Source organism: Streptomyces sp. A2-16 (genome assembly GCF_018128905.1).
Lineage (GTDB): Bacteria > Actinomycetota > Actinomycetes > Streptomycetales > Streptomycetaceae > Streptomyces.
Window position 1 is genome coordinate 5,546,758 of the sequence record NZ_CP063808.1, and the last position, 12,399, is coordinate 5,559,156.

9 protein-coding genes are annotated in these 12,399 nt (G+C 72.1%); 5 read left to right on the forward strand and 4 right to left on the reverse strand.

Annotated elements, in window-relative coordinates; translation table 11 throughout:
• Window positions 1-2 precede the first annotated feature (2 nt).
• From IOD14_RS24855 to IOD14_RS24870, 4 genes are read right to left on the reverse strand one after another with little or no spacing between them, the layout of a single operon-like run.
• Complete coding sequence (locus IOD14_RS24855) at window positions 3-1,208, reverse strand: SGNH/GDSL hydrolase family protein (RefSeq protein WP_123987025.1); 1,206 nt, start codon at window positions 1,206-1,208, stop codon at window positions 3-5.
• Complete coding sequence (locus tag IOD14_RS24860; protein WP_123987026.1) at window positions 1,205-3,547, reverse strand: glycoside hydrolase N-terminal domain-containing protein; 2,343 nt, start codon at window positions 3,545-3,547, stop codon at window positions 1,205-1,207. The genes IOD14_RS24855 and IOD14_RS24860 overlap by 4 nt, the downstream gene beginning before the upstream one ends.
• A gap of 20 nt (window positions 3,548-3,567) precedes the next feature.
• Window positions 3,568-5,349 carry a carbohydrate-binding protein gene (locus tag IOD14_RS24865; protein WP_123987027.1) on the reverse strand — a complete coding sequence of 594 codons (1,782 nt, stop codon included), beginning with the start codon at window positions 5,347-5,349 and terminating at the stop codon, window positions 3,568-3,570.
• A 48-nt stretch (window positions 5,350-5,397) separates the two neighbouring features.
• Window positions 5,398-6,576 carry an ROK family transcriptional regulator gene (locus IOD14_RS24870; protein ID WP_212671566.1) on the reverse strand — a complete coding sequence of 393 codons (1,179 nt, stop codon included), beginning with the start codon at window positions 6,574-6,576 and terminating at the stop codon, window positions 5,398-5,400.
• Between the two features lie 92 nt (window positions 6,577-6,668).
• On the opposite strand from IOD14_RS24870, the gene IOD14_RS24875 reads away from it, so the two are divergent.
• From IOD14_RS24875 to IOD14_RS24895, 5 genes are all read left to right on the forward strand, one after another.
• Window positions 6,669-7,880 (forward strand): serine hydrolase domain-containing protein, encoded by a 1,212-nt coding sequence (locus tag IOD14_RS24875; RefSeq protein ID WP_174269041.1) that lies wholly within the window; start codon window positions 6,669-6,671, stop codon window positions 7,878-7,880.
• A 68-nt stretch (window positions 7,881-7,948) separates the two neighbouring features.
• The gene (locus tag IOD14_RS24880; protein WP_212671567.1) at window positions 7,949-9,403 is read left to right on the forward strand and encodes a CAP domain-containing protein; all 1,455 of its coding nucleotides are present in this window, start codon (window positions 7,949-7,951) and stop codon (window positions 9,401-9,403) included.
• 56 nt (window positions 9,404-9,459) lie between these two features.
• On the forward strand, window positions 9,460-10,137 hold the full coding sequence (locus IOD14_RS24885; RefSeq protein WP_123987030.1) for an AIM24 family protein: 678 nt from the start codon (window positions 9,460-9,462) through the stop codon (window positions 10,135-10,137).
• A 202-nt stretch (window positions 10,138-10,339) separates the two neighbouring features.
• Window positions 10,340-11,380: a tetratricopeptide repeat protein gene (locus tag IOD14_RS24890; protein ID WP_123987031.1), complete on the forward strand. Its 1,041-nt coding sequence runs from the start codon at window positions 10,340-10,342 to the stop codon at window positions 11,378-11,380.
• Window positions 11,377-12,351 (forward strand): polyprenyl synthetase family protein, encoded by a 975-nt coding sequence (locus tag IOD14_RS24895; RefSeq protein ID WP_212671568.1) that lies wholly within the window; start codon window positions 11,377-11,379, stop codon window positions 12,349-12,351. Before IOD14_RS24890 ends, IOD14_RS24895 begins: the two co-directional genes overlap by 4 nt.
• The last annotated feature ends 48 nt before the right edge of the window (window positions 12,352-12,399 follow it).

Sequence of the window (12,399 nt, forward strand, 5' to 3'; positions counted from 1 at the left end):
CCTCAACGGCGCTTGCAGTCCAGGCTCTTCAGGTCGACGGCGTCGGCCATCGCCTGCATGCCCTTGTCGCCCGGGTGGATGTGGTCCCCGCCGTCGAAGAAGGGGAGCATCCGCTCGTGGTCGTAGGGGCTGCGCAGGACGCGGTCGAAGTCGGTGACCGCGTCGAACTCGTCGCCGTGGCTCCTGATGAAGTCGTTGACCTCCTGTCGTACGGCCTCGGCGGCCGGGTCCCATTCCGGCCAGCCCTTGAAGGGGGCGATGGTGGAGACGACGACACACTTGCCGGCGTCGTGGGCCCGGTCGACGATCTGGCGGTAGCCGCCGATCAGGTCCTGTGCGGTGACACCGGTGTGCGCCTTGAGGTCGTTGACGCCCTCGAAGAGGAACACGGTGCGCACGCCCGGCTGGGAGAGGACGTCCCGCTCCAGCCGGTTCAGGGCGCTCGGCCCGGCGCCGTCGGCGAGCACCTTGTTGCCGGAGATCCCCTCGTTGGCCACGCCCTTGACCACGGTGTCCGCCTTCTGGAGGCGGCGGGCGAGGTAGTCGGGCCAGCGGCGGTTCAGGTCGGTCGTGGACTGCCACCCGTCGGTGATGGAGTCGCCGAGCGTGACCACGGCGCCGGTGGCGGAGGGCGTGCGCACCGAGACCGCGTCCAGGTAGAACCACGATCCGATGCTCTCGGTCCAGTGCGCGCCGCTCTCCTCCGCGGTGTGGTCGCCCCGGGTGGCGTACGAGGTCTGCAGGGCCATCCAGTGCCCGGTGACCGGGCCCGCCGCGTCCGGGGAGTGGAGGCTGACGACCAGGTTCGACCCGGCGGCCAGCCTGCCGGGCAGCGGGTCGCTGTACACGGTGGAGCCGGGTTCCACGATCACGGAGGAGGAGCCGTCGAAGGTGAGCCGGCGGTTGCTGCCGGACACCAGCCGGGCGTCCTTGAGCTGGAGGCCGGCGTAGACGCTGTCGAAGGTCACCGGGCGGTCCCCGAAGGCGTTGGAGAGCCGGATCCGCGGGTCGCGGCCGCCGACGCTGGTGCGGACGACCATGCGGTAGCCGCGGTCGGCGGCCGACTCGCCGATGCGGTAGGCACTGGTGCCCCAGGTGATCACCCCGTCGGGCGGGCTGACGGCGGCCGGTGCGGGGGTGGCCTGGAGCACGGCGGCCGCGACCGTCACGGCGAGCAGCCGCGCCCCTCGGACCGTCCGGTGCCTCATCGGTCGAAGCCCTTCAGGGTGACGGTGGCTCCGGGTTTCAGTGTCACCGTGCGCGCGCTTCCGGCGTGGGCGACCGTCGTGGTGCGGCCGCCGACACTGCGGATCCGTGCTTCGGTCGGTTTCCCATTCCGCCAGCGTAGGTCGACGACGAAGCCGCCGCGGGCGTTCGCTCCGCTGAGGGAGCCGGAGGCGGCCCAGGCGTCGGGCAGGGCGGGCAGGAGTTCCAGGTGGCCGGGGCGGGAGTGGAGCAGCATCTCGATCATTGCCGCAGGGGTACCCAGATTCGCGTCGATCTGAAAGATTCCGCGCCCTTGTTCCACCTGGTAGATGTCGAACAGGTTGAAGGCGGTGCCGTTGCTGCCTTTGCTGGAGGGCCGCAGGTTGTTCACCACCAGTTGGTAGGCGTTGTCGGCGTTCCTCAGGCGGGCCCAGCACAGCGCGCGCCAGGCGTTGGCCCAGCCGAAGCTCTCCATGCCGCGGGCGGTGAGCAGGGCGGTGGCGCCCTCGACGATCTCGGCGGGGGTGGAGCCGTCGGGGCGGATGCGGTCGCCGGGGAAGAGCCCGACGAGCGGGGACAGGTGGCGGTGGGTGGTCTCGCCGAGGTTGTCGGGGGACATCCACTCCTCGAGCCAGCCGGTGGTGGGGCTGACCTGCGGGAGATAGAGGCGTTTGCGGAGGCCGGCGACCGTGGCGGCGAACTCCGTGTCCTTCCTCAGCTCGGCCGCGGCCGTGCAGAAGTTGCCGAACAGGGCCCACACGAGTTCCTGGGCGTAGGTGATGCCCTTGGCGTCGAGGGGGCCGTGCTCGGGCGACCAGTCGCTGTCGGCGACGAGGACCTCCCGGGTGGTGCCCGGGAGGGTCGTGGTCAGCAGCCGTGCCTCCCAGAACTCGCAGGCGCCCTTCAGGAGGGGGTAGATCTTCTCCAGATGGGCCCGGGAGGCGGTGAACTCGTAGTGCTCGTAGAGGGAGTTGCACAGCCAGGCGTTGCCCGCCGGGTGCCACCACCAGCCTCCCCCGCCGAAGGGGTTGGTGGAGATGGCGACCGTCCAGCCGGCGTTCTTGCCCGTCGAGTTCCGGTAGCGGTTGCGGGGATCGTTGAACAGCCTGCGGGTGAGGTCGGTCCAGGACGGGAGCTGGGCGACGCAGTAGTCGGTGAAGGCGTCGAAGCACGGGGACAGACCCGCCCGGTCGGCCGCCCAGTAGTTCATCTGGATGTTGATGTCGGTGTGGTAGTCGCCCATCCAGTCGGGGTCGTTGCCGTCGAGCCAGAGTCCCTGCAGGTTGAGCGGGAGGCTGCCGCGTGAGCCCGCGATCATCAGGTAGCGGCCGAACTGGAGGTACTGGGCCTCCAGTTCGGGGTCGGGCGCCCCGTCCCGGGCGCGTGCGTGGAGCCGCTCCCAGGTGTCGAGGGAGCGCTGCTCGGCGGAGGAGGTGCCGAGCGAGACGTCCAGCTGCCCGAACAGCGTGTGGTGGTCGGCCGTGTGCGTGCGCAGCAGGGCCGCCGCCGAATGCCGGGCGGCCGCACGGACCTTGGTGCGGGCGAGCGTGCGCGGGTCGAGGTCGGGGTCGCGGAAGCGGGCGGCGGCGTCGGGGGTGTAGTTGGTGCCCCCGCTGAGCACGACGGTGAGGTCCCGGCACCCGGTGAAGCCGATGTGCGGGCCCTCGACGGTGACGCTGCCGCCGGAACCGTACGCCGTGACGGCGGCTCCGTATCTCAGGCCGTTGGGGAGGGCGGCCCCGAAGGAGACCGCGGGCTCCTCGCCGTGCGTGCCCTCCAGCGTGACGGTGCCGGTGTAGCGGCCTCCCCCGCTCTGGGTGAAGTGCAGGACGATGACGTCGTCGGGGTGGCTGGCGAAGATCTGCCGCCGGTAGGTCACGCCGGAGCGGACGTACGACGTCTCGTTCACGCCCCGGGCGAGGTCGAGGGTGCGGCGGTAGCCGGAGACGGCGGACAGGTCGTGGTCGGGGATGTCCACGGTGAGCCGGGCCAGCAGGGTGAAGGAGCCGAAGTCCTGACGGCCGTAGGGGAACTGGCCGTCGGCGTCGAGGGTGTCGTTGAGGCCGCCGGTCCACATCGTGGCGTCGGTGACGAGGAGGAGTTCACGGCCGGGGTCGTTGCTGGTGAGGGCGCCGAGGCGGCCGTTGCCGACGGGCAGGCCCTGTTCGATCATCGAGTGCTCGTCGGCGGGGGCCTGCCACCACAACTGGTGGCGGGTGTCGGTGCCGGGGGCGGTGGAGTCGGTGGGTCTGTGCGGGGCGGCGGTCGCCCTGAAGGTGGGCAGGGCGGCGAGCGCGGCGGTCAGGGCGAGGACTCCGCGGCGCGAGGGGGCGGGGGTCATGGCGGCTCCTGGTGGCTCGGTCAGGACTTCGGTACGTCGATCCGGTCGATGTCCGGCGCGTAGCCGGTGCCGCTGTCGAAGGTGATCGTGTTGGCGCCGGCCTTGAGGGTCACGGGCACGTACACGCTGGACACGGTCCCCCAGTCGCCGGTGGCGGGGAGCTTGTGGCGGGTGGCGCCGCCGCCGTTCGCCGAGACGTCCACCGAGCGGGCGTCACCGCTGATGTAGGAGACCTTGATCTGGTAGGTGCCGGCCTTGGCGACCATGACGTCGTTGAAGGTCAGCTTGCCGCCGAGGTACAAGTTGCCCACCTTCTTTCCGTTCGAGCAGGCGGAGCAGTCGGCGACGGAGGCGTTGCCGCCGAGGGTGTTCGCGGAGGACTCGGCCTCGTGGCCGGTGTACGTGAGCGCGCTGCCGTGCGGGGTGACCGTGAACAGACGGGAGCCGTGGGCGGGCAGGGCCTGGGTGACCTTGTTCCGGTGGGTGCCGAGGTTCTCGTGGTTCCACAGGTCACGGACGGCGGCCCTGCCGGTGAAGCCGAGGGTGCTCCAGTCGGCGGTGACGGCGGCGGGGGCGTCGGCGAGGTTGAACAGGGCGACGGTGTAGGTGCCGTCGGGGTTCTTCGAGGCCCAGACCTGCTGGGGGTCGGACGGGGTGACCGGGTGCGCGGGCGGGTTGGGGCCCTGGTTCAGCGCGATGACCTCGCGGTTGGTCAGGAGGGAGAGACCGTAGGAGTCGAGGCGGGTGAGGTCGTCGCCGGTGTAGAGGGGGGACTTGGCGATGGCCCACAGGGTGGCGTAGCTCTGCCGTTCGGCCTTGGTCAGGCCGTCCATCTGTCCGTTGCCGACGTCGAGGGAGTCGAGGTCGTTCCAGCCTCCCGGTCCTGCGTGCCGGGTCCAGGCGGGTGTGTCGTCCCACCGGTCGTCGACGGAGTTCTCCCAGCTGACGAGGGTGTTGCAGTAGCACTCGACGTCGGTGTCGACGCGCCAGCCCTGGGAGTACTTCTTCCAGTCGGCGGCGTGTCCGATGTCGAGGGACCAGGAGAGCTCGAGGTGGATCGGGCGGCCGGTGCCGGCTATCGCACTGTTCCAGGCGGCCACGTCGGCAACGTTGTCGTACTGGTCGCCGCTCTTGCCGGAGCCGGGGCCGACGCCGTCCAGCTTGAGGAAGTCGTAGCCCCAGTCGGCGATCAACCGGGCCTGGGAGTCGATGTACTTGCTGGTGCAGGGCTTGGAGAAGTCGAGCTTGTAGGCGCTGTCCCAGCCGTTGGTGGTGCGCAGGTCGTCGTACACGATGTCGGCGGTGGTGCAGCCGTCGGCGTTCCAGATCGGGGTCTTCCCGTCGCCGTACGCCCCCTTCTCCAGGCCGGCCGGAAGGTAGATGCCGGCTTTGAGGCCCTTGGCGTGGATGCGGTCGGCGACGGCCTTCATGCCGTGGGGGAAGCGGATCGGGTCGGGCTTCTGGCGGCCGTACTGGTCGAACCCGGACTTCCAGGTCTTGTCCATCCACCAGCCGGCGTCGATGTTGACGTACTCGTAGCCGTACTTCTTCAGCTTGGCGGCCAGGGCGTCGGTCTGCTTGAGGACGTTGGCCTCGGTGAGGTAGCTGTAGTCGCCGTCGGGGTTGAGGCCGGGGTACTTGGAGGACTGCATGCTCCAGCTGGACCAGCCCATGTAGGGCTTGGCGGCGAGGGCGGCGGTCGGGGCGGTGTCGGCGGCGTGGGCCGTGGGGACGGCGACCGCGGTCAGGGCGAGCACCAGCAGGGCTCTGGCGGGCATGGCGAAGTACGAGGATGACCGCATGGGTCGTACCTCCAATGGGGTGCGGGTTCTTGTCGGCTGCGCGGGTGCTTACCGGCTCGTGTCCGGGGCGATGAAGGACTGGATGGCGGTGGCTGCGGCGCCGCGGGCCCACTCGTCGAAGGGCAGCGGGCGGGTGCGGACGTCGCACTGGGCGGCGGAGCCGAAGGCGGCCGCGACGAAGGCGTCGCGGATCTGTTCGGCGAACAGGTCGTAGGCGGCGAGTCCCTCGCCGGAGATGATCACGCGTTCGGGGCCGAGGAGGTTGGCGACGGTGGCGATTCCCCGGCCGATCGCCTCACCGGCGCGGGCGTACACGTCCCGGGCTCCGGCGACCCCTGCGCGTGCCAGGGCCAGGGCGGCCGCGGCGTCGGGGAGTTCGGCACCGGTGGCTTCCCGGACCTGCCGGACGATCGCGGCCTCCCCGGCGATCGCCTCGACGCAGCCCCGGTTGCCGCAGTGGCAGAGCGGGCCGGACGGATCGACGGTCACATGGCCGATCTCCCCGGCCACTCCGTGCGCCCCCGCGACGACCCGGCCGTGCACCACCAGGCCGCAGCCGATGCCGGCGCCCACCGTGACCACGGCGAAGTCGGACAGGCCCGCACCGGCGCCGAACCACTGCTCGGCGACGGTCAGGGCGCGTACGTCGTTGTCGACGGTGACGGGCAACCCGGTGGTCATGGCGGCGAGTTCGGCGAGCGGGACGTCGCGCCACTCCAGGAACGGCGAGTAGCGGACGGTGCCCTCGCCCCTGTCGACGTCGCCGGAGACCGCGATGCCGAGGCCGAGGACCGGAGCCGTGGAACCGTCCGTCTCTGCGAGGAGCTCGCGGGTGATCTCCGCGATGCCCGCGAGGACCGTCCTCGGCTCGCGGTCGGCAAGCGGCAGATGGCGGGCGACGCGGATGCGGCAGCACAGGTCGGTGAGGACACCGATGATCTCGTCGCCGGTGACCTTGACGCCGATGAACAGGGCCCGTCCGCCGTCGACCCGCACGAGGCTGGCGGGCCGGCCGAGGGCCGGGCGGGCGTCCTCGTCCACGCCCTCGACGAGGTAGCCGGCCTCGATGAGGGGCCGGACCGCCTTGGTGACGGCGGCCGGTGACAGTCCGACACGCCGGGCGACCTCCAGACGGGCGAGCGGCCCGTGCGAGAGGACGGCGGTGAACACCTGTGAGGCGGCAGGGGTGTTGGCGGGAAAGGTCTCGGCGCTTGAGGTCGTGCGCATGGTCGGGAACCTAGGGGGATTCTTTTCCGACGTCAATAAAAGAAGCAGGATTGCCTGTGCCGTTGCTGTGATCAGCCAAGGAGAAGAGCCGTATGACATCAGCACGAGTGGTGGTCGGGACGGTGGCCGGGGCGGTCCTGCTGCCCCTTCTCACGGTCCCCGCCCACGCCGGAACGTCCGCGGCCCCGGCGGTGGACCTCGCGGGTCTGCGCAGCGTGTTGCGTACCGCGCAGGCGCAGGGCGCGCCGGGGTCGATGGCACGGGTCGACGACGGGGGCACCGTGTTCCGGGCCGCGGTGGGCGTGGCGGACCGCGGGAGCAAGCGGGCGATGGGCGAGGCCGACCGGTTCCGCATCGGCAGCGTCACCAAGACCTTCACCGCCGTCGTCCTGCTCCAACTGGTCGACGAGAAGAAGCTGAAGCTCGACGCGCCGGTCAACCGCTACCTGCCCGGGCTGCTGCCGGACGACCGGATCACGGTGCGGCACGTCCTGGGTCACCGCAGCGGCCTGTACGACTACACCAACGCCATGTTCGCCAAGACGGTCCCGGGGTTCGAGGCGGTCCGCAAGCAGGTCTTCACACCCGCGGAACTGGTGCGGCGCTCGCTGCGCCAACCGCGCACGAACGCGCCGGGCGCGGCGTACTCGTACTCGAACACCAACTTCGTCGTCGCCGGGATGCTCATCGAGAAGCTGACCGGCAATCCCGTGCGGACCGAGTACGAGAACCGCATCATCGGGCCGCTGAAGCTCGGCGACACGTTCTACGTGCACCCCGGCATGAAGATCCCCGGCCGTCACGCCCGCGGCTACCTCACCCCGGACGAGGCGGGCGCCCCGCTCGTCGACGCGACCGAACAGACCGTGTCGTGGGCGCAGAGCGCGGGCGCGCTCGTCTCCAGCACCCGGGACCTGAACACCTTCCTGTCCGCGCTGCTCGGGGGGCGGCTCACCTCGGCCGCACAACTGGCGCAGATGGAGCGGTGGATGCCGTCGGGGACCGCCCAGGCGTACGGACTCGGGCTGCGCCGCCGCGATCTGTCGTGCGGGGTCTCGGTGTACGGCCACACCGGTGCCGTGCAGGGCTTCTACACCTACGCGTTCGCCTCGAAGGACGGCAGGCGCACGCTCGCCGCGGTCGCCAACACGTCCAACAACGGCACGGTCCTCAACACGATGCTGCGCACCCTGGACTCCGCGTTCTGCGGCAAGTCGGTCAAGGCCCCCCTGGGCAAGGCCCCGCGCGGCAGGGCTCCGCTGGAGCGGCACGAGGACATGGCGCCGGCGGTCGCGCTGGACTGACCGCGCCCCGGGAACCCCCGCGCCCCGGTGTGCGTTCTTCCCGCGAACGACGACACCAGGGCGGCGCGATGAGCGAGTTGGTCCCCGGGGGCAATCTGCCCCTTCCCGAAGGGGCCGTCACCGTACGGGTGCCCGGCCCCTTCGACGTGTCCGCCCTCGTCACGGACGACGGCGGCAGGGTCCGGGGCGACGCGGACTTCGTGTTCTACAACCAGCCCTCCGCCCCCGGAGCCCGGCTCTCCGGCGATGCGCTGACCGTCGATCCCCGGCGGCTGCGCGCGGGTGCGAGCAGGGTCACGGTGGTCGTCAGCCCGGCCGACCCCGGCACTCCCCTGGGCCGGCTGCCCGCGCCGGTCCTGCAGGTCACGGGCGCCGGTGGCCGTGCGCTGGCCCGGTTCACGCCGGCGCGCCCCCGCCAGGAGACCGTGCTGCTGCTCGCGGAGATCTACCGGCGGGGCGACAGCTGGAAGCTGCGGGCGCTCGGGCAGGGGTACGCGGACGGACTCGCGGGGCTGGCGCGGGACTTCGGGGTGGATGTCGTGGACGACCCGCCGACGGCCACGGCTCCTGCCCCGTCGCTCACGGCACCGGGGACACCCCGGTCCGCCGTTCCCCCGGTACGGACACCCGCGGCCCGGACGCCCGTGGCATCAGGGCCGCGGACCGCTCCCGCTCCCGCTTTCCGGGCGTCCTCGGGATCACCGGCGCCCCGGCCGGTACCGCTGACGTCGCCCTCCCCCGCGCCCGAGCCGGCCGCCTTCCTCGCCCTGGTCAACTCCGCTCGCTCCAGGGCCGGTTCGCCCGCCGTCACGCTCGATTCCCGGCTCGGCGACGCCGCCCGCGCCCACGCCTCGGCCATGGCGTCGGCGGGCCGGCTCGGTGTCGAGAGCCCCGACGGCGTCTCGGTGTTCCAGCGGCTCACCGCCACCGGGTACGCGTACATCACCGTCGGCGAGCACCTGGTCTCAGGGCCCCGGGGTCCGGCCGAGCTCGTCGAGTACTGTCTGCGCACCGAACAGCCCCGGCGGACCCTGCACGACCCGGCCTTCAGCCACGTCGGCCTGGCCCGCGCCGCCGACGGGCGCTCCGGCGACACCTACTGGACAGCGCTGTGGGCCAGGCCGCTCACGCCCGCGGACCTGACGCGGACGGTCGACGAGGTGGTCGGCCTCACCAACCGCGAGCGCGCCGGGGCGGGCCTGCGGCCTCTCGCCGTCGACCCCCTTCTGGCCCGTGCCGCGCAGGCCTACAGCACGGACATGGCGGTGCGCGCGTTCTACTCCCACACCTCGCCCGAGGGCACCCAGCCCTGGGACCGGGCGGCCGCCGCGGGCTGCGACCGCCGCTCGATCGGGGAGAACATCGCGTGCGGCCAGCGCTCCGCCGCCGAGGTCGTCGAGGGCTGGATGAACAGCCCGGGGCACCGCGCCAACATCCTCAAGCCCGCGTTCACCCACATCGGGATCGGCTTCGCGGGCGGGGGCCCCGCGGGCACGTACTGGACCCAGATGTTCGGCGCCTGATGCGCGTATCGCACGGGATCTTGGCGGAGGGGATCCCTCCGGGCCAGGATGCCCCCATGAAGGGTGACCTCTTTTCCAATGAGCACATGGTGCAGCCGGCCACCGCGCCGGGCATGACGGTCGAGAACGCCAAGTGCATCCGGTACGCGGTGCACGGCGAGATGCTCGCCCGCCAGGGGGCGATGGTCGCCTATCGCGGCAATCTCCAGTTCGAGCGCAAGGGCCAGGGCGTCGGGGGCATGCTCAAGCGGGCCGTCACCGGCGAGGGACTGCCCCTGATGGCGGTGCGCGGGCAGGGCGAGGCCTGGTTCGCGCACGAGGCGCAGAACTGTTTCATCGTGGATGTGGAACCGGGCGACGAGTTCACGGTCAACGGCCGCAACGTCCTGTGTTTCGACGCCTCGTTGGCCTACCGCATCTCGACCGTGAAGGGCGCGGGCATCGCCGGCGGCGGTCTGTTCAACAGTGTCTTCACCGGCCACGGCAGGCTCGGCCTGGTCTGCGAGGGCAACCCCCTGGTGATCCCGGTCTCGCCGGAGTTCCCAGTGTACGTCGACACGGACGCGGTCGTCGGCTGGACGGCGGGCCTCAACACCTCGCTGCACCGCTCGCAGTCCATAGGGTCGATGCTGCGCGGCGGTTCCGGCGAGGCGGTGCAGCTGATGCTGCAGGGCTCGGGCTACGTCGTCGTACGACCGAGCGAGGCGACCCCGCAGAAGGCGCAGCAGCACTGAGCGCCCCGCAACAGTGTTGCGGCACTGCGGAGTTCCAGGCAGTGATCTGCGCCTCACAGGCAACCCGTCCGGCTCCGTCCACGTCTTGACCGGCAACGGATGACGCCCCGGCTCCCGGGCCGGGGCTCATTTTTCGAGGCACTATGCACACCATGTATACACAGCAGGTATAGATGAGGTGTATACGGACGGAAAGGCACGCATGTACGGCAAGGCATTCGCCCCGGAGTACCAGGGCGCGCTCACCACTCTCTCCGTGAACTCCTCCCTGGACGAGGTCCTGGCCACCGGCACCGAGCAGTTGAGAGCAGCAGAGCGGGCCGGACGGCACGGGGAGGCGGCGCGCTCCGGACTCGCGGTCGCCGAGGCGCAGCGCAGGCTCGGCCGGGTGGCCGACGCCGACCGGACCTGGAAGGCGAGTTACCGGGCCGCCCGCCGGGCCGGGGACACCGCGGGCATGGCCTGGGCACTGTGGAGCGGCGGCACCCTGGCCCGGCAGCGCGGCGGATTCGCCCTGGCCCGAAGGCTGCTGGGACTCGCGGCCGAACTCGGCGAGCGCGGCGGGGACGTCGTCGTGCGCGGCTACTCGCTGGCAGGCCTCGCCGAGACCGGCCGTATCCAGGGCGACTACGAGGCCGTCGGCCGGCTGCACGAGCAGTTGCTCGCCGAGGCCAGGCGGCGCGGCGAGGCACGGCACACGGTCTGGGCGCTGTCGGGCATCGCGCAGATGCACCGCAACACCGGGTCCTACGACACCGCGTTCGCCATGTTCGAGGAGGCGGCCGAGATCGCCGCGGGCGCCGAGGACCGGCGCGGTCACGCCTGGGCACTGCGGGGGCTCGCCGACCTCGTCTCGGTGCGCGACGGCGACACCGACCGGGCCCTCGCCCTGCTCTCCGAGGCGGAGACGACCTGCCGGGAGATGAACCTGTCCAGCGCGCTGGCCTACAACCACAAGATGCGCGGCAACGTCCACTACCGGGCCGGGCATTACCAGGAAGCCCGTGACCTGTACGAGCAGGCGCTCGCCGAGTTCCGCGCCATGAGCGAACCGCGCGGCGAGGCGCTGGCCCGGCTGGGGCTCGCCAAGTCCCTGGCCCGCCTGGGCCGCGACCGCGCCGAGACGGCCGCCGAACTGGACGATCTGGCCCGGACGCTGGAGCGCACGGGGCTGCGGCACGCGCGGGAGATGGTGGCGCGGGCGCAGGAGGAGTTCGGCGTGCGGACGGCGGCGGTAGCGTGACGACCCTCACTGCCCCCGAAGTCCTCACCCGCAGCCGCGAGTTGGTACGGCCCGCGCTCCAGGAGGCGGTCGGCCGGCTGCACCCCTGGGTGAGCGAGATGGCCGCCTACTCCTTCGGCTGGTGCGAGGTCGGCGGCGCCCCGGCCGCGGCGTCCGCCGGCAAGGGGGTGCGCCAGGCGCTCGCCGTGCTCGGTGCCGAGGCGGCCGGCGCGCCCGGACGGGCCGGGGTGCCCGCGGCGGTCGCGGTGGAGCTGGTGCACGTCTTCTCGCTGCTCCACGACGACATCATGGACGGCGACCCGGCCCGGCGCGGCCGCCCCACGGTGTGGAAGGCGTACGGCACCGGACCGGCCGTCCTCGCGGGCGACGCCCTGTTCGCCCTCGCCGTCGAGACCCTCGCCGACTCCGGCGCCGACGCCGTGCGCCTGCTGTCCACCGCACTGTCCGACCTGGTGCGCGGGCAGGCGGACGACCTCCTGTTCGCCACGCGCCCCTGGAGGGGGCCGGAACGGGTGCGGCCGGACGAGTACCGGGTCATGGCCGAGCACAAGACCGGGGCGCTGCTCGGCTGCGCGGCCGCACTGGGCGCCCTGCTCGGCGGCGCACCCCCGGCCGCGGTCGCCGCGCTGGACCGGGCCGGACGGCAGCTGGGGGTGGCGTTCCAGATCGTCGACGACGTCCTGGGCACCTGGGGCGATCCGCTGGTCACCGGCAAGCCCGTGCACGGCGATCTGCGGGAGCGCAAGAAGACCTTCCCGGTGCTTGCCGCCCTGGACTCACCGACTCCCGCGGCGGCGCGCCTGGCGCGGCTCCTGGAGTCGGACGGGGCTCCCGAGGAGATCGCGGCCCTGGTCGAGGAGTGCGGTGGCAGGGCGGCCGCCCTCGCCGAGTCACGCCGTCGTCTCGCGGCGGCGGAGACGGCGTACGAGCTGCGGCCCCTGCTGGACTACCTCCTGCGGCGCGATCTCTGATACCGAGTTGACCTGCGCGGTCGGTGGGGACAGGGTTCGAGAGGAGCT